At 39.3% G+C, this 23,219-nt stretch carries 22 protein-coding genes; 8 read left to right on the top strand and 14 right to left on the bottom strand.

The genetic code is table 11. The annotated features are described in order from the left end of the window. Nucleotides 1–209 precede the first annotated feature (209 nt). Nucleotides 210–1,358: an MFS transporter gene (locus BK581_RS02030; protein WP_078576590.1), complete on the top strand. Its 1,149-nt coding sequence runs from the start codon at nt 210–212 to the stop codon at nt 1,356–1,358. Here BK581_RS02030 and BK581_RS02025 read toward each other — a convergent pair. Both BK581_RS02025 and BK581_RS02020 read right to left on the bottom strand, forming a co-directional pair. Next, nucleotides 1,340–2,278 (bottom strand): alpha/beta hydrolase, encoded by a 939-nt coding sequence (locus BK581_RS02025; RefSeq protein WP_078576589.1) that lies wholly within the window; start codon nt 2,276–2,278, stop codon nt 1,340–1,342. The genes BK581_RS02030 and BK581_RS02025 overlap by 19 nt on opposite strands. A 163-nt stretch (nt 2,279–2,441) precedes the next feature. Beyond that, the gene (locus BK581_RS02020) at nt 2,442–2,966 is read right to left on the bottom strand and encodes a type 1 glutamine amidotransferase domain-containing protein (protein ID WP_078576588.1); all 525 of its coding nucleotides are present in this window, start codon (nt 2,964–2,966) and stop codon (nt 2,442–2,444) included. A 218-nt stretch (nt 2,967–3,184) separates the two neighbouring features. Here BK581_RS02020 and BK581_RS02015 point away from each other — a divergent pair, with 218 nt between their 5' ends. Next, on the top strand, nt 3,185–4,465 hold the full coding sequence (locus BK581_RS02015; RefSeq protein WP_078576587.1) for a C40 family peptidase: 1,281 nt from the start codon (nt 3,185–3,187) through the stop codon (nt 4,463–4,465). Between the two features lie 460 nt (nt 4,466–4,925). On the opposite strand, the gene BK581_RS02010 is transcribed toward BK581_RS02015, so the two are convergent. Both BK581_RS02010 and BK581_RS02005 read right to left on the bottom strand, forming a co-directional pair. Next, nucleotides 4,926–5,318: a RidA family protein gene (locus tag BK581_RS02010; protein WP_078576586.1), complete on the bottom strand. Its 393-nt coding sequence runs from the start codon at nt 5,316–5,318 to the stop codon at nt 4,926–4,928. Between the two features lie 358 nt (nt 5,319–5,676). Then, nucleotides 5,677–6,327 (bottom strand): HD domain-containing protein, encoded by a 651-nt coding sequence (locus BK581_RS02005; protein WP_308240398.1) that lies wholly within the window; start codon nt 6,325–6,327, stop codon nt 5,677–5,679. 281 nt (nt 6,328–6,608) lie between these two features. Here BK581_RS02005 and BK581_RS02000 point away from each other — a divergent pair, with 281 nt between their 5' ends. After that, nucleotides 6,609–7,622: a 2-oxoacid:acceptor oxidoreductase family protein gene (locus tag BK581_RS02000; protein WP_078576584.1), complete on the top strand. Its 1,014-nt coding sequence runs from the start codon at nt 6,609–6,611 to the stop codon at nt 7,620–7,622. Then, nucleotides 7,622–9,916 carry a thiamine pyrophosphate-dependent enzyme gene (locus BK581_RS01995; protein WP_078576583.1) on the top strand — a complete coding sequence of 765 codons (2,295 nt, stop codon included), beginning with the start codon at nt 7,622–7,624 and terminating at the stop codon, nt 9,914–9,916. The genes BK581_RS02000 and BK581_RS01995 overlap by 1 nt, the downstream gene beginning before the upstream one ends. An 84-nt stretch (nt 9,917–10,000) precedes the next feature. On the opposite strand, the gene BK581_RS01990 is transcribed toward BK581_RS01995, so the two are convergent. Continuing rightward, nucleotides 10,001–10,774 (bottom strand): DUF3891 family protein, encoded by a 774-nt coding sequence (locus BK581_RS01990; protein WP_078576582.1) that lies wholly within the window; start codon nt 10,772–10,774, stop codon nt 10,001–10,003. A gap of 285 nt (nt 10,775–11,059) precedes the next feature. Here BK581_RS01990 and hcp point away from each other — a divergent pair, with 285 nt between their 5' ends. Continuing rightward, a complete protein-coding gene (hcp, locus tag BK581_RS01985; RefSeq protein ID WP_078579821.1) occupies nt 11,060–12,349 on the top strand; it encodes a hydroxylamine reductase in 1,290 nt (429 codons plus the stop codon). 61 nt (nt 12,350–12,410) lie between these two features. Here hcp and yhfH read toward each other — a convergent pair whose 3' ends face one another. Further along, a complete protein-coding gene (yhfH, locus tag BK581_RS01980; RefSeq protein ID WP_078576581.1) occupies nt 12,411–12,542 on the bottom strand; it encodes a protein YhfH in 132 nt (43 codons plus the stop codon). A 307-nt stretch (nt 12,543–12,849) separates the two neighbouring features. After that, the gene (locus BK581_RS01975) at nt 12,850–13,740 is read right to left on the bottom strand and encodes a chemotaxis protein (protein WP_078576580.1); all 891 of its coding nucleotides are present in this window, start codon (nt 13,738–13,740) and stop codon (nt 12,850–12,852) included. Nucleotides 13,741–14,083: 343 nt separating this feature from the next. Here BK581_RS01975 and BK581_RS01970 point away from each other — a divergent pair, with 343 nt between their 5' ends. After that, on the top strand, nt 14,084–14,263 hold the full coding sequence (locus BK581_RS01970) for a hypothetical protein (protein ID WP_078576579.1): 180 nt from the start codon (nt 14,084–14,086) through the stop codon (nt 14,261–14,263). An 83-nt stretch (nt 14,264–14,346) separates the two neighbouring features. Here BK581_RS01970 and BK581_RS01965 read toward each other — a convergent pair whose 3' ends face one another. Next, nucleotides 14,347–15,045 (bottom strand): peptidylprolyl isomerase, encoded by a 699-nt coding sequence (locus BK581_RS01965; RefSeq protein ID WP_078576578.1) that lies wholly within the window; start codon nt 15,043–15,045, stop codon nt 14,347–14,349. A 197-nt stretch (nt 15,046–15,242) separates the two neighbouring features. On the opposite strand from BK581_RS01965, the gene BK581_RS01960 reads away from it, so the two are divergent. Next, nucleotides 15,243–15,626 (top strand): hypothetical protein, encoded by a 384-nt coding sequence (locus BK581_RS01960; protein WP_078576577.1) that lies wholly within the window; start codon nt 15,243–15,245, stop codon nt 15,624–15,626. Nucleotides 15,627–15,661: 35 nt separating this feature from the next. On the opposite strand, the gene BK581_RS01955 is transcribed toward BK581_RS01960, so the two are convergent. The 3 genes from BK581_RS01955 to BK581_RS01945 form a co-directional block, all read right to left on the bottom strand. Next, a complete protein-coding gene (locus BK581_RS01955) occupies nt 15,662–16,525 on the bottom strand; it encodes an amidohydrolase family protein (protein ID WP_078576576.1) in 864 nt (287 codons plus the stop codon). Between the two features lie 39 nt (nt 16,526–16,564). Next, nucleotides 16,565–17,089, bottom strand: a complete 525-nt coding sequence (locus tag BK581_RS01950; protein ID WP_078576575.1) for a YwpF-like family protein — start codon at nt 17,087–17,089, stop codon at nt 16,565–16,567. Between the two features lie 236 nt (nt 17,090–17,325). Further along, nucleotides 17,326–18,819: an esterase/lipase family protein gene (locus tag BK581_RS01945; protein WP_078576574.1), complete on the bottom strand. Its 1,494-nt coding sequence runs from the start codon at nt 18,817–18,819 to the stop codon at nt 17,326–17,328. Nucleotides 18,820–19,329: 510 nt separating this feature from the next. Here BK581_RS01945 and BK581_RS01940 point away from each other — a divergent pair. Beyond that, nucleotides 19,330–20,145 carry a hypothetical protein gene (locus BK581_RS01940; RefSeq protein WP_078576573.1) on the top strand — a complete coding sequence of 272 codons (816 nt, stop codon included), beginning with the start codon at nt 19,330–19,332 and terminating at the stop codon, nt 20,143–20,145. Here the strand turns inward: BK581_RS01940 and BK581_RS01935 are convergent. From BK581_RS01935 to BK581_RS01925, 3 genes are all read right to left on the bottom strand, one after another. Continuing rightward, nucleotides 20,137–21,156, bottom strand: coding sequence for a DUF2207 family protein (locus BK581_RS01935; protein WP_078576572.1), 1,020 nt, complete (start codon nt 21,154–21,156; stop codon nt 20,137–20,139). The genes BK581_RS01940 and BK581_RS01935 overlap by 9 nt on opposite strands. 93 nt (nt 21,157–21,249) lie before the next feature. Continuing rightward, the gene (locus tag BK581_RS01930) at nt 21,250–21,909 is read right to left on the bottom strand and encodes a TVP38/TMEM64 family protein (protein WP_078576571.1); all 660 of its coding nucleotides are present in this window, start codon (nt 21,907–21,909) and stop codon (nt 21,250–21,252) included. A 125-nt stretch (nt 21,910–22,034) separates the two neighbouring features. After that, complete coding sequence (locus BK581_RS01925) at nt 22,035–23,192, bottom strand: MFS transporter (protein WP_078576570.1); 1,158 nt, start codon at nt 23,190–23,192, stop codon at nt 22,035–22,037. Nucleotides 23,193–23,219 lie beyond the last annotated feature (27 nt).

Here is a 23,219-nt window from a genome sequence, read left to right as displayed (position 1 = left end):
ACTAGGAGAGGTTGTTGGGTAGTTTACTAATATTTGAGAATCGTCATCCATTCATCATAAAACCAACAACATAAAAGGAAAATAGCAACAGGCTTTTCCCACGTCTTTCATCTTGGTACTGTTCTGAAGTGATTTTGCAAATAGGCTTTCCACTTTACGGCGCTTTAATGTTCATTGTATAGTAAGAGCAGAAAGTGGTGAGACAATATATGACAAAGATTTTATACTTCATAATAGCCGTAGCTTTTTTAGATACATTTATTCAGTTACCTATTATCACCCCTTATGCACAAAATTTAGGTGCATCACATTTTCTAACTGGAGCTATTATCGCCGTTTACTCACTAGCCAACATGGTAGGAAACCTTTTAGCCGGGCACTGGATTGACCGCTTCGGGCGGAAGAAGTTATTGCTTAGTGGTATGCTTCTCGTGGCTATCATCCTGATTTTTTATCCGTTAACGCGTACTGGTTTAGAATTGTTTATTGTACGATTACTACACGGTTTAGCTGGCGGAGCGTTAATCCCCGCTGCTTTTGCCTATGTTGGTGATAAAACGCGAACTGGAGAACGGGGTCGAACGATGGCTTACACAGGGGCTTGTATTGGGAGCGCAGCTATTGTCGGACCAGCACTAGGTGGTGCCATTGCAGCAAGAGGGTCCGCAGATGCTGTCTTTTTACTCGTGGCAGGACTGTTTATATTGACATCTATCCTAATTGTTACCCATATAAAAGAATCATACATTCCTTCGGATCGTGGGCATGTTCAAGGAAAAGACATACTCCTTTTAATAAAAGAGCCACTCATTATTACCGCGTGCTTAAGTGCTTTCGCATTGATGGTGAGTAATGGGACACTAGCATTTGCCCTACCGCTCGTAGTTGCTAGCGTGGGACTAAGCACTGCCACTACTGGCATGCTACTTAGTCTTTTTGGTATCGTAGCCCTTATCATATTTTTAACGCCAGCTAACCGGCTGTTTGATAAAAAGACACCCGTATCCTTAGTTATAACTGGCATTATTTTCATCAGTGTTGCCTTAACATTACTCAGTATGGTGACGGCACTTCCAATGCTTATCTTAGCCATGATTATCTACGGGATTGGTTTTGCATTTATTTTCCCATCAATGAACAAAATTGTGGCTGATGTATCTTCAGAAGTTGATCGAGGTAAAGCTTATGGCATTTTTTATGCTGCTTTCTCTTTAGGTGTTGTGTCAGGCTCCTTTATAGCTGGAACTGCTGCTGAGCTATCATTTCACCCCTTTCTTGTCAGTGCCATTATCATGCTTTCTGTTGCTGGGTTAGTTATATTATCCGCACGTTCTTCACATTACTCGTCCTCTAAATAGGACCGTATGCGCTCATAAACAAACTCGCGGACAACGTTACTTTCGTTTAAAAGCTGATGCCGTCCATTTGGAAACAAGGCAATTTGAATGCGACGGCATTTTTGTTCATAAAATGAGACGTTTTTCTTCCAATCAACAGTGGTATCTTTCCCTCCCTGCAAACAATAGACAGGAATATCAAGGATCGGGCAGCTAATAATCCGTTTCTGCCACTCTTCCATAGCCAGTACCCATGAAGAAGAAAGCAATTTAACTTGTAATGGGTCGTTTTTGATAAAATCTCGATAGACGTAATCCTCCGAATTTTTTTTGAATCGTCTTTTGGATCTTGGAATGATCTTACCTGCTGTTTTTAGGACCCCTTTAAACATATTCCATCCATATGGAATATACAAAGGAGCCACGAGCACTAATTTCGCAAGGTTTACTTTGTTCTCACTGGCTGCATGAAAAAGAATTCCGCCACCTGTGCTATGCCCTAATCCGATGATGTTTTGTCTATTTAACGTCTCCTCAATCACGTAGTAGCCCTTTTCTACTGCTTCGACGTAGTCGTCAAAAGAAGCAATAGAGCCGGACTCACCTTGAGAAAAACCATGGCCAGGAAGATCAAGGCTAATCACGTCATAGCCGTCGTTAAGGAGCTTATTAATTGTTCTGCTCATGCCCCCTGTGTGGTCTAAATAACCATGTACAAAGTAAATTGTGCCTTTTGAGTTCTCTCGTAAAAATGCTTGAATAAATATTTTCTTTTCCTGCACTTCCACCGTTCCACATCTATAAGTAGTAAACGCTGTAATATCAAAAGAATAATAAGCTAAATAGTGTTGCAGAGAACTCGTAGTGAGATGTGGATTTAGCTTATTGAAATTAAAAACTTTATTATTCATTTCTTTAATCCATGTATGTGAGTGTTCCATTGTGTAATTCCTCCATTATGTAAATACGCTATTGTTCGTATTCCTATTTTAACTGGAAATATGACATAAGCAAAATGTCTGATATTTCCGCCTTTTCAATGATTTTCTTTCTCCTCTTTTCCAAAGAAAAAGAGATAGCATTTTGCTACCCCTCCTGTTATTTTCAGTCTTTTTTCAGAGCCGTTACCAACGCATGTCCGTAAGCGGGTAAATCTGGTGGTCGACGACTAGATACTAGATGGCCATCAATGATGACTTCCTCATTATGCCATACGGCACCAGCATTCATCATATCGTCTTTAATTCCTGGTGTACTTGTAACATTTTTACCTTCTAGAATGTTTGCAGAGATAAGAACCCATCCCGCATGGCAAATTTGACCAATGACTTTTTGTTGATCGTTCATGAATTGAACCATCTTAAGCACTTCATCATAACGGCGAAGTTTATCCGGAGCCCACCCACCTGGTACGAGGAGCGCCTCATATTCTTCAATGTTTATTTGATCAAAGCTATAATCAGTCTTGACTGGAACCCCATGTTTTCCGTAATAACTTTTTCCAGCTTCTTTTCCCGCTATATGCGCGATCATTCCTTCCTCTTGTAAACGATAATGGGGGTAAATCAGTTCAGAATCTTCAAATTCATCTTCTACCACCGTTAGAATTTTCTTACCTTCAAGTGTCATCGTGTCAGCCTCCTCGATCTACTCTTATGTAGGGGTTTATTACCCTTTTTATGTAACATACCCTTTAAATCGTCATTTCAATCTTTAAGTCCTTGAAAGATTCAGATAGATATTTCACCATTAAGCTGCTTTACATGCTTTGTTCTAAGAATACTAGTAAGCTCATATACTAGTCTCAGTGTTCTAAGTATGCGTTGAATAGGAATAGGAGGTTCACAATGATGCTCACCATGGGGAAAAAACAGAAGCGTTTTATATTAGGATCAGCAATGGCGACTGCAACGCTTCTTCAGTCCACCGAAGATTCAGAATCTCTTACTAATTCGAGTCTGCAGGATGTCAAACTGAACCATTTATCAGTGCTGAATTTTACAAAAAGCGAGGTAAAGTTAGAGAAAAATCTAACGACATCATTAAAGTTAAAGGTTGTGAATTCAGAGCCTACACGTTCAGTTGTCAAGAATACTGATATGCAATCAGTCTGGCCAGCAAACATTCTATTAACCAAAGGTGAAAGCGGAAAAAAAGTGAAAACGATCCAAAGCTATTTAGGCGACCTCGGCTACTATGTTTCAGAACCTGACGGTGTGTTTGGAAGTAAAACTGAAGAGGCAGTGCGCCATTACCAAAAAGATCACGGGCTCAAAATCGACGGTAAAGTAGGCGCCGATACTATCACCCATCTTGTAGGAACAAAATCTACTTTCAAAAATGACCACTATACGGCTGAATCCTTAATCGATGCTGAATTACCTCCCGTGTACCGAACAGCCAAAATGAAAAGTTCTACTAGAGAGGACAATACCTCCACTGTTTATATTAATGACTCTTCACAAAGTCAACAACAGTCCGATTACTTAGCTTTCGGAGACGAGAGTCATGAGGTTAAACAGTTACAACAACAATTAAAAAAAGCAGGTTATTACACCGCTGAAGCTGATGGCGTATATGGCAGTTATACACAACAAGCAGTACGACAACTACAGAAAGATCATCAGCTATCTGTAGACGGACTAGCTGGAAAGGAAGTCTTAAATTTTCTGGCAGATAACCTTGATGAGTTAAAACAACAAACCGCTTCAACAAAGTCATCAGACAAAGCGAACACCGTAAGTGATCATTCATCATCAGAAGCGCCTGCAACTACTGATGTTATTGCGACAGCTAAAAATTTGATTGGTATTCCTTATGAATGGGGAGGAACTACTACTAGTGGCTTCGATTGCAGTGGGTTTTTGCAGTATGTTTACGATAAATCTGGCATTACTTTGCCGAGAACCGTTGCAGAAATATGGGAAGTGACGACACCCGTTTCCTCTCCGCAGCCAGGTGATATTGTCTTTTTTGAAACTTATCAAAAAGGCCCTTCTCACGCAGGCATTTATCTTGGTGATGGTCAATTTATTCATACTGGCTCTTCAAGTGGTGTTTCTATCGCTGATTTACAAAATTCCTACTGGCAACCCCGTTACCTTGAGACAAGAAGAATAACGAAATAGCTGATAATAATGGACCATCCAGATATTTTATGAAGTATCTCAATAACTATCGATCCAATTAAACAAACGACATAACGCTTGAAGACAGTCTGAACTGTCCCCATTGTTCGATGTTTTAAACAATGTTGGGGCCAGTTTTCAAATACACGCTGGGGCAACCTAGTAAATAAAAAGTAGAGAGGCACTTATCCCAATAAATTTTTGGTAGGTGCCTGCCTCATCTTCCTTGAAAAAATTGCCCTACGAGATCTTCGCCGAAATTTTTCTCAAATTCGTCTTCTATCTTTTACTACAGGTTTACCCCCATGAAGATGAACTTAGAAAAGGGCACTGCCATAAGCAGTTCATAGAATATAGATGATAAAAGATCCAACTTAAAAAGGCTATGATCATCAAAAAATGATGATCGAAGCCTTTTTACAATTCATTTTCAACAGATTTGTCCCCGCTCTTTACCGCATTAAACCTCAGCACACCATAGTTCAATTTCAATTTTTAACTCTGGCCATCCTAGTGCAGAAATATATGCAACTGTCATAGATGGGTATTCAGCTCCAAATAACGCATCCCATTGAGCATCTAAATAATCCCAATCTATTTCTTCTGTTGCCCATATATTAACCTTTATAATGTTCGCTTCAGTCAGCCCTTCTGATTCAAGAACCTTTTTCATGTTGACGAAAGTGTTTGTAATTTGATCGTTTAAATTTGAAGGAATATTGCCATCCATATCTGTCCCAACTTGACCCGATGTTACAATCAAACCCGCCCCTTTTGGCACTCTAGTGATGTGACTGTAGTTCCCTACGGGTTTTGGCATAATCCTAGGGTTTTTTCTAATCATTTTTTGCATGCTATTACCTCGCTTACTATAAATTTTTCTGCTTATTTTCTTATTAAATTAGACAGACTTCACCCATTTTAAAATGTCTAAAAGAAAACAGCAGTGGAGTATCCATAGCCCATTGGTAAGAACATAAGTATTTTCTTTTTCATGGCCTAAACACTCCCTTCCTTTATAGCGTGGGTAACAACTCATTTATAATTAAAATTTTATCATTTAATATCATAAAAATGACACTATCATATCAAGGTCTACGCTGTCAAAAATTAGTGTTTTGTTTAGTTTTTTTATTTGGAAAGCGTTAAATGATTATATTCTGATTTAGCGCGTTAATTATCAAGCACATTTATTCTACATTCGCTTTTTCCTATCTTTGCCCTTCCCATTCTGCGAAAAATTCGTGAAGGAATGTTTCTAAAAATTGGTGTCGTTCACGCGCCATCTGTTTACCTGTTTCCGTCGTCATCAACTCAGAGAGCTTTAATAACTTTTCATAAAAATGATTAATGGCAGACGACCTTTCTTGTCTGTATGCCTCTTTTGTTATGATATCTCGGGGCTTTAGCTCCGGGTGGTACATGGCCTCGCCTTTATATCCCGCAAACATGAAACAGCGTGCTATTCCAATAGCTCCTATGGCATCAAGCCGATCAGCATCTTGCACGACTCTTGCCTCAAGGGAAGCAGGCGGTCTGTTATTTCCTCCTTTAAAAGAGACTGTTTCAATGATATCAACCAATTTTTCAATTGTCTCATTTGTGACTTCCTGCTTTTGTAACCACCTTTTCACAAATTGCTTCCCCGCTTCTTCCGATGGATGAAATTTATCATCACCTGCATCATGCAGCAATGCTGCTAGCTCGCACAACTCAGCATCAGCGCCTTCTTTTTCAGCAATTGTTCTGGCCGCTTTTCTCACCCTATCAGTATGGTAAAAATCATGGCCACTCGTATCCTCCCCAAACAGCTGCTTCACCCAATTTTCTGCATTAAGAATTAATCCCTTCAATTCTATCACCCTCATTTTTTTAATCTACGAATAAATATGCCCAATCTTCTATTAAATTGTCGCTCAACTATACTGTAACAATCTGTACCAATTCACACAACCATCTGTTATACATAAGAAATGTTTGTGAAACACAGAGCAAGAAAGGCTTTTTAATATATTAAAAAAAGTGTAGCATTTTTTAAATATTAACATTTTGTGACACTGTGATTCATGTCATATCTTTTTATACATATCTTTTCTATACTGACCATAGGAAGTTAGTCAATTTCTTTGAAAGGGGAATCTACATGTCTGTATTACCAAAAAAGAACGAGCTTGGATTCTTTGAAATTCGTCTTGAATCTATCGGCGGTCTCGGAGCCAACCTCGCTGGAAAAATGCTTGCTGAAGCAGGTGTTGACGGTTTAGGTTTAAATGGATCCAATTTTTCTTCATACGGATCTGAAAAAAAAGGATCACCCGTTAAATCTTTTGTTCGATTTTGTGACCCAGAGGTAGATATAAGGGACCATTCACCTATTGAACAGCCTCATGTTATTGGGGTATTTCATGAAGCGCTTTATAAGATGGTTGATGTTGTAAGCGGATTAAATGCTGATGGTGTCGTGTTAGTGAATACTAAAAGCAACTTTGATACGATCAAGCAAGATTTGAAGTTAGACTACGGCACACTAGCTGCTGTGGATGCGCTCAAAATTGCTTATGAAGAAAAAACGAAAGTAAATACGGCGATGCTTGGCGCTCTGTTTCGTATTTTAGATTTTTTGGATGCCGAACATATGAGAAGTGTCATAAAAAGAACTTTTGAGAAGAAATATCCTCACCTCGTAGAGCCTAACATTCGAACATTTAATAGAGGGTATAATGAGGTCCAATTTAAAAAGTATGATGTGCCAGAAGGTGCAGTAAGCAAAGAATTTTCGAGAATACAGCCCCGCCTCGGTTATGAAACGCAAGAGATCGGCGGGATTATCTCTGCTCAAGCTAATAGTATCCAAAAAGATTTGAGTGGTTCACGAATTGGTTTCTTACCTAAATATGATGCAGACAGCTGTATCCATTGTGCAGCTTGTGATACGGTCTGTCCCGACTATTGCTTTGTTTGGGAACAAGGAGAGGACAAACGAGGTCGTCCACAAATGTTCCTAAAAGGCATTGATTATCAATATTGTAAAGGCTGTCTTAAATGTGTCGATGCCTGTCCTACAGAGGCATTAGCAGATTTTGAAGAAGTAAAAGGATTCGCTGAAGCGAATAAAGTGAGTCACAATTTCCCACTCGTTCAAGGGGGTGCGAAGTAATGGCAATGACAGAAAAAAAAGTTCAAGATCAATCAAAAGCAGTTCAAATAAGTACGTTTGAATCTGGTAACGAAATGGCTGCCATGGCTGCAGCGCAAATCAATTATCATGTTATGGGTTATTTTCCGATCACCCCATCAACTGAGGTTGCTCAGTACCTAGATATGATGAAGGCAAAGGGACTACACGATATTGAATTGATTGCGGCCGATGGTGAGCATGGTTCAGCAGGCATTTGTTTTGGTGCCGCAACAACCGGTGCCCGTGTTTTCAATGCCACGAGTGCCAATGGTTTTTTATACATGATTGAACAATTACCTGTCCAATCAGGGCTACGTTTCCCAATGGTCATGAATCTTGTCACGAGAGCTGTCAGTGGTCCTCTTGATATTCGCGGCGATCACTCAGATTTATATTACGGCTTAAACACTGGTTGGGTTATTTTAACTGCCCGTACACCTCAGGCTGTGTATGACATGAATTTAATTGCGCTAAAATTATCTGAGCATAAAGATGTTCGTCTACCAGTTATTGTGGCATATGACGGTTTCTATACGTCTCATCAAAAACGAAAAGTAAACTTGTTCAGAGATCGTGAAACAGTACAAGCATTTGTAGGTGAACCACCTAAAGGTTTCCCTGTGAGTATCGATAAAGAAAAAACGGTTACCATCGGGGCTCACATGAACGGTGATGATTTAATGAACAACCATTTCCAACAATCTGAGGCTCTTTATAAAGCTTATGACGTCTATGAAGAGGTTGCTGCTGAATACGCTGCACTGTCTGGACGACACTATGATGTCCTTGATTTATATAAGATGGATGATGCTGATGTGGCACTCTTTCTGTTAAATTCTGCAGCTGAATCATCAAAAGATGTCGTAGACCGTTTACGAGCTAAAGGGATTCGAGCAGGCGTCATCAGTCCCAATATTATCCGTCCCTTCCCTGCTGAAGACATTCGAGTGGCATTAAAACATGTAAAAGCGCTTTTAGTCGCTGAACGAGCTGATTCATTTGGAGCAAATGGCGCTAATTTAACCCATGAAGTCAAATCGGCTCTACAAGAAGATCCAGATAATCATACACTCGTGTTAAGTCGCGTCTTCGGTTTAGGTGGTAAAGATTTTTATCCGGATGATGCGCAAGCCTTTTTCGACATGGCCATTGACGCAGCTAATAAAGGGATCATAGATAAACCGTTTGATTACTACGGTATTCAACCTGGTGCTCCAGAGAAAAAACTTGAGCAAGTTATTGAACCAATGACTGGGGATACGTATAAAACAGGATTAATTAATGTAACAGAGGATGCAGAAACTAACAAACTAAAAGTTAGAATACCCCCTCTTCGCCAGCTTACAGGAAAGCCGAAACGTTTTGCATCAGGTCATGGGGCCTGTCCAGGTTGCGGTATTTTCCCTGGACTTGAGTTATTCTTTAAAGGGATTGAAGGCGATGCTGTCATCCTCTTCCATACTGGTTGCGGCTATGTGGTGACAACTGCTTATCCTTACAGTTCACATAAACAGCCATTTCTTCACAATTTATTTCAAAATGGTCCAGCGACTCTATCAGGTACCTTAGAGGCCTTCTTTGAAATGAAGGAGCGCGGAGAAATTGAGATTGATGAAGATTTCACCTTTGTTATGATAACTGGCGATGGTGGTATGGATATTGGGATGGGATCTGCTATTGGAACGGCTTTAAGAAACCATAAAATGATTATTTTAGAATATGACAACGAAGGCTACATGAATACCGGTTCCCAAATGTCTTACTCCACACCACTCGGTCACATGACGAGTACCACATCGGTAGGAAAGGCAAAACAGGGTAAGCCGTTCCACCATAAAGATACGGCTCAAATTATGGCTTCAACAAATATTCCGTATGTTTTTACTGGAACAGAAGCCTATCCGCAAGATTTAATTAAAAAAGCGGCAAAAGCCCAGTGGTATGCCCAAAATGTGGGGATGGTTTACGGTAAAATTTTAATTACATGCCCATTAAACTGGAAATCCGCTGATCGTGATGGTGAAAAAATAATGAAAGCAGCAGTAGAATCATGCTTTTTCCCTCTTTATGAAGTGGAAAGAGGAGAAACAACGATCACTTATGACCCAGAAGCTAAGAAAAAGCGCATTGAACTCTCCGAATGGCTTCAATATATGGGGAAAACGAAACACATGCTTAAAGAAGAGAATAAAGACATGCTACAAGAGTTTGAAACAGAAGTAGAACGTCGATGGAAAACGTTAAAAGTCAAGCATGATACCCCATTTATTTAATACCTAATATACGACGCTCCTTAACTCGTTAGAGAAGGAGCGTATTTTTCATATCATAAACTGGGCAAATGTCCCCCTGGCTCCTTAAGGTGTGATCACAATGGGATGGTAATTGACAGGGGCTTTTTTATATTCCTCAGTAACCGTCGTTTTAGTTAATCGTTTTTTAATCAATTTTTTATATGGAAGTCGAATATGAAGACGGTTCGTGTGAAATGGGAACGGGGTAAGTCTCACTTCCGTTTCAGATTGCCAAAACGCTTGGAATTTCTCGCCATTTAATGGACTAAGCCTCTGAGGAAATCCTGCTTTGAACCAGCTTATTTCTTCCTCTTTACTAGCTCCCCAAGTGTTCATGCACAAATAAAGCGATAAATTATCACACAGTTGCAACAAATCAAAATGAAATGTTTCTTCTTCCTTTGTGAGAGAAATATCTTTATATAACAGTTGAGAGAACAAATGTTTCTGTCGTTGTTTTTCCTGCGCCATAAAGGGGACACCTTCTTTTTCCTCACCGTTTTCAAAAAAACTGGCATAATGGCGGCTAATTAAGTAGGCGGCATACACATCTTCTTTTAAAAACTGATGAACACCTTGTTCATACGCACGTAATTTACGCTTTAGCGGGTAGTCGATAAAAGAAGCCACCTTTCCTTCTTCCTCACTATATTCAAGCTTTCTATCTAGAGGAATCCAACTGCGATCATGATGTGTTATGGCATACGTCACTCTCGGTTTTAAATCTGGGCGCAAAAATAAATCATCTCGCCATTGATGAACAAGCTGGCCAGATATTAATCCATGTTCATTTTGTTCAATGCAAATGACTCCCTCTCCATCCTCACGTGTAATCATGCGTTTCTCTCCTTTCCTTTGTTTCTTACCTCCTCTTGTAGTTGCTTAAACCTTTTCCAGATCATACCCCACCTCTTACAGATTATTCGAGAGATCTTATGGTGATCGTGATTTTCATCACTGAGAAAGTACAAATGAGCCATTATGATAGTAAAAGACTACAGGGCAAAAGAGCATTATGAATAGAGATGACAAGAGTGAAATGAACAATTATGAAATAGGGAGATCACTTATCTACCTATTCAAACTAAAGGAGGAATCACGATGAAGTCACAACAATTAGATATGTTTTGTAACCAATGTGAACAAACACCTGTGGGAGGCTGTACAGTGATGGGGGTATGTGGTAAAGACCCTGATTTAGCCAGTATCCAAGACACCATTATTTTAGGATTAAAAGGGGTTGCAGCCTATGCAACACATGCTCGCTCTCTAGGTTATATTGACCAAGAAGTGGACGGCATCACCCATCAAGCTCTATATACTACCCTGACAAATGCTAATTTTAACATGCAGGAAAACATCGATATGGCTATGGAAGTTGGCCGAGCGACCATCAGAGTCATGGACTTACTCGATAAAGCCCATACCGATCGACTCGGCACCCCTAGCCCTGTCACTATTTCACAAAATAAAGTGGAAGGTAAAGCGATTATTGTGACTGGTCACGACTTGTTTGCTCTTGAAGAATTACTTAAACAATCGGAAGGAAAAGGTGTTAATATTTACACCCACTCTGAAATGTTACCAGCCCATGGCTATCCCCATTTGAAAAAATACGCTCATTTAAAAGGAAATATAGGTAAAGCATGGTTTGATCAACGCCGTCTGTTCGAAAAATTCCCTGGTGCTATCCTTGCTACCACGAATTGTGTCATGCCAATTAAAGGATCGTATGCTGACCGCTTCTTCTCCTACCATATAGCAGGTCTTGAAGGTGTGCAGAAAATTGAAGCAAACGACTTTGGTCCTCTTATACAACGAGCATTAGAACTCCCAGAGGCTAACATGTCTTCTGAAGAAACATTAGTAACGGGCTACCACCATGAAACAGTTTTAGGACTGGCTCCGGAAATTATTGATGCCATTAAGGCAGGGAAAATTCAACGATTCTTCGTTATCGCTGGGTGTGATTCTCCTGGAAAAAAAGGAAACTATTATCGGGAATTGGCTACTTCATTACCAGATAACACAGTCATTCTAACGACCTCCTGTGGTAAGTTTAGATTTAATGATGTGGACTACGGCACTGTACCAGGCACAGATATTCCTCGTTATATAGATTTAGGCCAATGTAATAACTCAGGCTCAACTATAAAAATAGCTCAAGCCTTGGCTGATGCATTTGAGTGTGAGGTGAACGAACTTCCCGTTAGTATCGTGCTCTCTTGGTTTGAACAAAAAGCTGTGGCCATCTTGTTAGGTCTCTTTAGCCTCGGTATTCAAGATATTCGAATTGGGCCAACGCCTCCTGATTTTATCTCTGAAGGTGTCCTCCATCATTTAGTGGAAACATTTGGATTGAAGCTGATCACTCAAGCAGAAGATGATATAGCTGCCATGTTAGAAAATTAATTCTCATCTTAAAACCGCTGTGACCTTTTTACTCACAGCGGTTTTAAAACACGTTCTCCTCTTATTGAATGTCACTTTCGCAATCAACACATTTATTTGCATAACATTCATGCATTTCATCCATTACCTCACCACATTTAGCACACTCTTTCGGAGGTAAATGACTGAAAAATTCCGTACTTGACATGAGCATCTAAGTTCCCTCCTTTTTAAAATCATTAAATTCTAAATTATCTATATTTTTAGTTTTTTAAATTATACTATAACAATAGAACAATATCAACACGTGTATTAATACAATTATTTTAGTCGAGCCTATATAAAACGAATCTTCAATCAATGGGAATGGCGTGAGATACGATATAACCGTTTCCTTTCATTCATTATTCGCATAAAGAATTTATATTTGACATATAACCATACATAAAGAAGCCCAGCAATCAATTGCTGAGCTTCTTTATTAGTCACATTATCTGAAGTTTAAACTTGACACGTAGTTATTAAATTTCTAATAATCTGTCAAGGTGCTCCACAAGTTCGCCCACTTCTGGTTTACTAATTTGTACATCTGCCCCAACTCGTTCACCTTTATGATATAAATCACCTGTAATTAATGATGAAAAAATGATGACTGGTAAACTTTTTAAAGTCGGATTTTCTTTTACTCTTCTTGTTAAATGGTGACCATCCATGACCGGCATTTCAATATCCGTAATAAGCAAATCAATTCTTTGACCGTTTTTACCTTCTAAATATTCCATAGCCTGCTTACCATCTTCGGTAAAAATCAAGCGAGTATAACCAGCTTCTTCCAAAACATCCTTTAAAAGTTGTCTTAAAATAGGTGAATCTTCCGCAACTAGCAGCTGTTTATGAGAGCGGTCTTTAGCCTCAATTCCTTCTAATTTATTTAAGGAAATTGCGGAATCTGGCATAATGTCATAGACAACTTTTTCATAATCAAGCAACAGAATCATATTCTCATCCATTTTTATGACACCGATTGTAAGATCCTGTAATCCTTGACTTAATTTATTTGGTTTTTCAATTTGTTCCCAAGAAATTCTATGAATACGAGAGACAGAATGAACGTGGAACGCCACTTTGACTTTGTTTAACTCTGTCACAATTAATTTATCGTGACTAGGCGTATCAGATTCAGGAAATCCAAGAGCTTTAGCCAAATTAATCACTGGCATAACTTCTTCTCTTAACCGAATAATTCCTTCTACATTTGGATGGGAATGAGGCATTAAAGTGACATCAAGAGGCTGAATAATTTCTCGTACTTTCATCACATTAATGCCAAAAATCCCTTGACCTATTTCAAATACAATCACTTCTAGTTCATTAGTCCCACTTTCAAGCAATATTCCTTTATTTTCTACCATTCTATTCATCCTCCTAAAAAAACTCTCCGATATGAGTCATTTTTCCTATGATAAGAATACCATTAACTCGTTTACTCTGCTATCATTAATTGTATTTTTCCTAAAAGTCAGTAAAAAATCCCGGTTCTATAATACAAATCTTCACTCAGTCGACGTTTTGTTCTTCTTACACTGATTGGTAGCTCCGTGAATCAGGACTTTAGCATTAAATAGATTTAATTCCCCCCCTATTTTGAGGCGGACGTTTTACGGACGGTATCTGTGATAAATTTCAATTGCTTCCCTTTCATAATCATTCTATAATAATAGTAAGACTTCGTTTGTCAGATTGGGGGTTTGGCACATGATAAAGCAATTTTTCTCAATGAGTGTATTGACATTATTATTTTTATTGACATCGGCTACGTATGTATTTGCTGATGGAAATGAGGGTGGCGATGGCGCTTCACTTATGGATGGTCCTTTCGTTATCATCGCTTTTGCGACACTTATTGTCATGATTTACTATACAATTAGGGACTAACAGTTACATATAGTTTTCTTCTAGACATGATTAAAAAAGCTGTACGGCGTGCTTCATATGCCGTACAGCTTTTGATTATTATATTATTCTATGATCTCAATTGTCTCAATAACGACGTCCTCCGTAGGACGATCTCCTGCCTCAGTCTCAACTGTGGCAATGTCATCCACCACATCTAGCCCATCAATGACCTGTCCAAAAACAGTATGAGCATTATCTAAATGAGGTGTGCCTCCTCTTTCCATATAGATCTCTACTAGCTCTTCAGATAAACCTGCTGCTTGTAAATCATCTTCACTTAACAAATCAGGTCCTGCTTGTACGATAAAAAACTGACTGGCATTCGTATCAGGCCCACTATTCGCCATGGATAATGCGCCTCTAAAATGAGCTAATGATTCATCAAATTCATCTTCAAACGCTTCACCAAACGCACTTTCTCCTCCCATCCCAGTGCCGTCTGGATCACCACCTTGAATCATGAAATTTTCAATAACTCGGTGAAAGATAACACCATCATAATAGCCTTCTTCGCTCAACGTGATGAAGTTCTCTACTGCAAGGGGGGCAGCATCAGGGAAAAGCTTTACATAAATCTCTCCTTTATTTGTGTGAATAACTGCTTCTTGCTCATTATCCGCAACCGTCTCACTCAGCTGAGGATAATCCCCTCCAGCTGTTTCATTGTTAGCTGTATTTTCCTCATTATTTCCGCCACACCCTGTTAGTAATATGACAATACTCGCTGATAAACTTATCATTGTACTCTTTAATCGTTTCATTCACATTCACTCCTATCCGTTAATTTTAACTTGTTGCCTTTCCCATAACATTCTCCCCAAGTATCATGCCTTAATGTCGTTAAGTAACCCCCTCGCTTTAACACATTATCCCAGTTGACTATTCTTTAAAAAAGGGTAAAATAAAACAGAACGTACGTTCGTTAATCTTGTTTTATATTGAAAAGGAGGCGCCCTTTATGTCCAAACTTACTGAAACAGAAGAACAGCTTACAGAATCTTACATCTTGTTTGAAATGGCTCGTAAAGTGTTAGAGAAAGACTTAGAACGTCTCGACCAAGCCCCTTTAAAATTAAAGGAACCGTATATTCGTCTATTAGAACTATCTCTGCATAAGCTCAGCTTACAATTTTATAAAACGAAAAAAGATATGAAGAAAATCGGCCTTAAAGTGCATCTAACAAACGTCGATCGGACATTTTCAGAATACAAAATTTACTCCCGTGGCTACGTGTTAAATGCTAAATACTTGAACGCTCATTTAAAAAATCAAGTTAGTCGTCAAATTGAAAGCTTATTTACCGTCGGTTCCGAAGATCGCGCTACAAGCCTGCCACATTGACCGGACGCCAACCGGCTTGTCAGCCGAAACTGATCTCAGCGCAGAAGAAGAGCGGTCCTGATTTTTGGAAATACTTGCAAAGCCGTTTTATAAAAAACATGCTCACGTTTCGAAAAAGGGATGTATGATTCAATAAAACGGATATAAGGCGCCATCTCTACAAGAGGCCAATCTGTTCCAAACATCAGCTTTTCATAATTATCACAAAAAGCCAAACCGTGTTTTAGATGATCAAAAAAATGTGGGGTCCCTGCAACTCTCGATACTTCACGGCTATCTCCCACAATAAGACCCGATAAATCAGCAAACACATTGGTATTCTTATAGACGACTTCCGCCGCATCGAGCATCCAAGGGTCCCCAAAGTGAGCCATAACGAATGTAACTTGCCGGTGAGTAACGGCCACTTCATCAATTGTCAACGGGTGCGCGTATTTTAAAATGCCCCGTTCTGAATATGTATCGCCTGTATGAAAAACAATAGGTAACCGATATTTAGCTGCTAAATCATACACAGGCTCATAAACACGGTCGTACGCAAAAAATGGGTAATAACCTAAATAAATTTTAATACCAGTCACTTCTGGTTTTAACAGTTCTTTTTCCAATGCATCTAATTCTCTATAACCGAGACGGTAAGGATTTATGCCCGCACAGTAAACAACCTTTCCCTTACCTTGAAGCATATCAAGTCCCATCGGCGTGGGCACGTCTTTATCGGGAAACCCTTCGCCCCCTTCTAATTCTCGCAGCCCCATCCCTACCGCTGCCACCACATGGTTGTCCTTCATGTCTTTTTTTAATCCTTCGAAAGAATAGGTCAGGTGAGAAAACGGTTTAGCCGTTTGGTGAAAGGAATGGATATGCGATAAATGGATGTGAGCATCTATTATTTTCAATACGTCATCGCTCCTCCTTTACTTCTTCAGGTCTTACACCTAATCTTGCGTGTCATTATCTGCCCCCATTCGGTAATATCCTTTTTCCTTCACCTCTTCATAAGCACTACTTAAAATACCTTGAATCGCCCGACCTCGCTCTTTTTTTCGTTGCCGGTATTCTTTATAAAGTGCTTCTCCTTCGTACCCTTCTTCAATTAAGTTTTTAATGAGAATATCTGATAAATCTTCTTTTTTAACGACAAGAACGCCTTCTAAATGGACACTAAGATGTTTCTCAAGTTCATTGACGGAACGCACATGACAAACGAGCGTTGCTGGATCATTCGTTCGCTTTGTAATAGTTACTTCCGTCATGAAAGACTGCCCATTGACTAAGTATTCTGTAAAAAAATCCTTCCAATCAGGCGTCAGGACAGCTTCTAACAACCAATTTTTTTCCGCTTCCTCTTTATTAATAATTAACCCTTCTACTAGCGGGATCTCTTGCCCTTTTATATCATCTCCAGATTCAGGAACATCATCAAACAAAATCGTTAACGAACAAAGCTGAAATGTTTTCATAGGCACTATCACCTCCTTATCTAACTTCCCCACTGTCCTCTTCTACATAAAAACAGCTAATTCCTCTTTAATTATTAGGAAAACTGATCGAACCGTCAAGTTTATTCACTTTAACAAAGATATCACTTTTTCCTCGCACAGATAAAGGAAGCTTTTCTTTTGCACTTATGTCTTTCCCTTTTAAACAATATGTAAAGCTGTCCCAAGCTTTCTAGGACAGCTTCCTTCCAATACCTTTAGTTATAATACAAGTCACCTTTTTTATCCATGTATATATTTTTAACAATCGTTCGTTCAAATGGTGCTTGGTTAGTTGTCTTTCCTGAAATAGTGATCGTCAACGTATAGGCCCCTTCCTGATTGAATGGCAGATTCATTTCACCGTTCTTTGAAGAAACTGTTTGTAATCGAGATGATACAGAAGGGTTATCAGCAGTCGTATACGAAACTTGAATATCATAAGATAATGTTTGTTTATTAATAGCCGTACTTTGAATGGATGGTTTTAATGGATCCTTTATCCTTTTAGGCAGTTCCATTTGTAGCTTGTCAGCTACACCGCCTTCAACTTGTACAGCTAAGAAATAAGGGTTGGTACCTGTCTGACGATTCGTCAAGACCCACTCTCCTGCTTCAGGATTTGCAACACTTGCTATATGCTGCCAAGCACCAAAGAACTCCCCATGCATTTCAGTCACGTCATTAAATGAGTAACTCTTTCCACTAGGGCTCATTAATAATAGGTCATCTAAAGGCATATCTGATAAATAACTGAACGTCACTGCTTCAACATCATCTTCTACAGGAATCACTTCTTTTACATTCCCTTTTCCTGGGCCTCCCCGAAGAATCGTTCCGCTTCCTTTCTCAAGCTCCATGTTCGGTGTTGCCCCTTCATTCTCCTGATGATCTGTCGAAAGAAATGGCTTAAAGAAATCAAATGTAGCACGGCCATTGGCTATAAGAAAGTGATCCCAATCCCCTACTGCAATTTCAGTTGCATAATTTAAACGAGAAGATGACACTGTCACAGCCCCATCATTTTGACCGAATTGCCTTAAATAAAGTCCTCCCCAATAAAGTGCACCGCCAAAACCACCCCAACTCGTCCCAGCTAGCGTGTAAATAGGATTCCTTCTGTGGTCAGTGTGGGAATCTGTTAAACTACGATAATAAGCCATTTGACCTGTTTGTAATGAATATGTGCCGTCATTTCTACCGCCAATAATTTCAGCCAACCAGCCTGCCCAATTGCTGTAGGCTAAATCAGCTAACTGAGAGCCATGATGCGGTGAAGATAATGTAAAAACATTTGATACATATTCATTAGCCCCGTAATGTACCAGAGCTGATTGGGCATCAACCCCACCTTTACTATGAGTCACTAACACGAGGGGTTTCTCTCCAAAATACTCATAAATTTCACCTAGCATACTAGCAAGCATCGAACCGTTATCCCACATATTATTCACTGGATATAAATCCACAAAGGCGGTTTCATAGCCTCTTTCTAATGCTAGATCATACATATCGTTTTCTTCCCACCAAACATAAGATGAACTGTTAAGTCCATGCACAAATACAAGTGGGGCCTTGCTTGGATCACTATTTGCAGGATTATCTTTCACATACCAATCGCCAGGGTTACCAGGGGTACCAGATTTACCTCCTAATGCTTCCGTCGGAAATAACAACAACATCAACATAAAGAAAGCCACTACTTTTTTCATTCGTCACCACTCCCCTAATAATATAACCGAATACCAAAACCTCCTTTCTCGGTCAAAGATTACCTATTTAATTCGATAGACGCTCCTCAATATCCTATAACCACTATCAAAAAGTTGTTAAAAATATGTAAATAAAATGTTATAAAACCAAGTCTCAATCAGTGGGCGTTTTCGTTCTTCCATTGCTTAGTAGTTACGTGAATCAGACATGAGCGTCCGTTATCTCCCGTCGCCTAAATAGATGTCGCCCTCCTCTCTATTTTGAGGCGGGCGTTTTACGGACTGTTATCTGTAATAAAAGAACCCCTTCAAGTAGTCGTCGTCAACATTACATTTATCTTTTAGGCGAAAGAGAAAACCGGTAAAAGCATATTTAGGGGAAATAGTATTTAACAAGCTAAGCAAGTACACACATACATTGGTAGAAGATAAATCCGTTTCTATCATTCTTTTTTCTTTAGGTCACTAGAAGAATATCGTGGTATAGTGAGCAGAGAGGGGATGAAGCATATGCAGCACACAGCCATTGTCACTGAACAGTCAAACACTCTAAATAACTGCGCCACAGAGATAAAATTAAGCATGAAGAACGGGACACATAACCTGCCTTTAACTTCCTTCCATATCACTCAGCTTTTTGATACATATTCTCAGGTTATCTTGCAAGAACGGCTATCCACCACCGATCGTTTGATGCAAGGTTCATCTCATGATTTGCACGCCTTAATCATTCAGTTATTTACAATTATAGCAATTGAAAGGGATCGCTCCATCTCAATTGAAAAACAGTCTGAAATACCCCCTTTTAACACGACATCTAAAAGGCCACTTCTTTGTCGCTACAGTACATTGGATCCTTTACGAAACAAGACAGTAGAAAACAGTGTTTCGTCAGTTCAAAGATGGAAAACTACCAAACAATTAAATGCACACACAATAGCTTATATGTACTTCCGTTGGCTAAACACATTCGTGAAGCCTCTTCTAACTGTTACATTCGATGAAAAATGTGCCACCTTTCACCTAAAAGGTGTATCTACGCCACTTTTACACTTAGAAAAAGTGCCTGACTTAACGACTCAGAAGATCAGTGAATGGAAATTAACAGGCGGCCTTTTAAACAAAGAAAAAAATACGCTTAACGCCACAGGACGGTTATGGTTTGTGGTGGCTTATGATGCAGGGCAAACAACTATATGGACAGCATTAACACATTTTCAGCCATCTCTTCCTTGGTATTTATATAAATATACCCAAGGGCTATTGCACCCTTGGGTGATGAATCGCTTTGCCAAATCAGTAAAAACTAGCCGCTCATTACTCTGAAATCCCGTCGGAACCGTCTACCGTGTCATACGTCATAGGTGAAATGATTTGCTCAAAGGACATCTCCATGTCGTTGATCAATTCAACCCCTTCAGTCGTCACTGCCACAGCACCAGGACCACTGGTGGCAACATAAAGGGGAAATTGATTATTTTTCAACGATACTTGAGAAGCTTCCCTAACGGGGAATTTCTTCACATACGTGTCACTTAAGTTAAATGCAATGGCATAGACATAGCTCACGGTAAGTGATTCATTATCTTGATACTCTGACGGTGGCTTTCTTTTAATGTTTTGAATAAACGGGACCCATTTTTTGTATTCCACCTGCCCTAAATGGGTCATTGAGGAATATGTCAGCATAATGATTAATGTCACAGCACCACTAATGAAAAATAAAAGACTTAGTAAGCCTGAGGAGACAATAAGTCCACTTCCGATCAGTAGCATGAAGATAGCGATAACGGTTAATACACGCTTTAAAAAAGGAAATGTATCAATTAATTTTTCCTCTATTAACTTATGCCGCATTAACTCTTCCCACTCATACAACCGTTCAAGGAACTGCTCTCGTTTTTTCTTATTTTCCGTATAGTTGAGTAGATCGTCCACAAAAAATCTGCCTCTCGTCCCTACGTCATAAAGGAGCCAGTCTATTAAGTAGTCTTCTTCCTGGGGGAGTTTCCCTCGTTTTTGAGGTTCTTTTTCATAAAAATAATAGCTTCCAGCTTCTTCAGATTTAGCCAATGTAATAACACGTTTTCTGACCAGATCTAGTAATCCAGCTGTGATATGCCTCGTATAAACTCCATTACCATAAATAAGCTGGGAAATGAGTTGAGGGGAGAATTTAGCAAAATCTGTTTCGGACAGCGTCTGCTCGGAAATGTGATTGAGTAATTTATAACGCTTTAATCGATCACCAACCACGATGATAATCACAACTGTACTTAAGACAACGAAAATGATTAAAAAAACGAATTCAGTGATCGTTAGCTCTTGCACATCCATTCTTACACCTCCACGTCAAATGTCACGAGCTCCGTACCATTAAAAGTCGTTTTCATAGATATTCTCTGCCTATAACATAAACATTTTCCTTTATTATTCTTGTTTAAGTATTCCTCGGCCTGCATAATAGCCACTCACAGTAAGGGCAAAAATAATATAGCTCAATAGATAAGGCATGAACACATTTTCAGCTATCCAAAGGGGAGCCGACAATAAACTTAATAACCATATCATTGACATATTCCCCAAAAATGAGGACCATATATAAGGACGTAAAGCGAGAGGACTCACTGCCGCAGCAATTGAGATAAGATTGCTCGGCATAATAGGGATACTTCTTAACACAACTAAAATATAGACACCGTAGGAGGCAATTAACTTTAACACATAGGCTAACCTCCTTTCATTTCTTCCCCAAAAGCGATCTACCCAACGGGAACTAAATGATCTAGCAAGCCAAAAACAGGTGAGAGCCCCTAATGTCGTCCCAATTAAACTAAATAAAAATCCTTCAATTAGTCCAAAAAAATGAAAGTGCATGATAATTAAAATAAGGACAGGGAACAGTGTAATCACATTTTGTACAATCATAAGTGGCATCGTGACCCACAATAACCCATAACCCACTTCCTCAAAGACGTCCTCTGTAAAATAGCTCAAATCCTCTTGCTGAAGGTGAACGATCCACTCCCAGTTAATCATAATAAATATAATAAGAGCGATTAGTAATATGGCCATTGCCCATTTCTTCATAGTATGTGACCCCTATCTAAAGTATTGAGCTATTTGTTCCCCTCATTATAACGAATATAGCTAAGAATTTAAACGAAGAGGCGTTAACGTGATAAAACCGATGACAGTATAAAGGGTCATCGGTTTTATGCGTTCATTTCACGGGATTTTTTCAAAAAAACATAACGATAACCTAATGCACTGACGAGGCCAATACTTGCAATCCAGACCATCACGTAGTAAACAGTTCTCACATCAAAGCCATTTATAATTGCGCCCCCAAATAGTGACCCTGTGACACCAGAAAAACCAAAAAATACAGCAATAAATAAAAGGTGGCCTGTAGATTGTAAATGCTCAGGCACAAGTTTTGAGACAAATTGAAAAGCTGTCAAATAAAAAGTCCCAAACGCAAGACCATGCATGACTTGTAAAACAAGTACGAATTCAGGCCCAGGAGCCATCGCCATTAACAGCCATCTCATCATATAAATAGCTGCTGCGATTGTAATGAGGGTCAACGGATGCCATTTATAAAGCCAATAAACACTTAACGCAAACACCGCAGCCTCCGTGACCACCCCGATGAACCATGCTATACCAATAACAGATTCGTCACCGCCTAATTCAATGATATACAAGCTTAAAAATGAATCATTCATACGATGAGTTAAACTAATCGTTAATATGACGGCTAAAAAAATCAGTAACTCCCTTTCTTTGAGCAGCCTAAATGCATCAATAAGCTGAGCAGGCCTTTTCGTCGGTTCACTATCTGGTGCTAAACACGTTAATAAAATAGCCAGTAATAGAAAAGACGCAAAGACATAATAAATATTAGCAATCCCAATGTAGCTTAATATATAGCCTCCTGCTAAAGAAGCAGACCCGAAGCCAAGGGACCCCCACATACGAATACTACCAAAAGAAACACCACGTTGAACCGATACTTTTTGAGATAAACTGTCACCAAGTCCCCCTGCTGGAGACATGAAGGAAAAAAACACAAACATAACTGGAAATAGCAAGAAAAATTCTTCAAGCTGAAAAAAGACGAAACCAACAAAAAAAGCACTGCTTAAACATAATATGAGAATCCGTTTTACTGTTTTTCGTCGGTCACTCATAAATCCCCAAAATGGCTGAGCCACAATAGCTGCTGCCGGACCAACAGCAAGAAGTATCCCTATCTCAGACCCATTAAGCCCTAACGACTGAAAATAAACAGGTAGGTAACTGACAATTATCGTCATAGCAGCATGAAAAAAAAACAACATACCTTTCAATTTCCAAATAGACGCCATAATAGAATACCCTCTCGTTTTCCGCTA

The organism is Salipaludibacillus agaradhaerens (assembly GCF_002019735.1).
Lineage (GTDB): Bacteria > Bacillota > Bacilli > Bacillales > Salisediminibacteriaceae > Salipaludibacillus > Salipaludibacillus agaradhaerens.
Note: the sequence above shows the minus strand (reverse complement) of the source record. Positions and strands in the feature narration are given on the sequence as shown.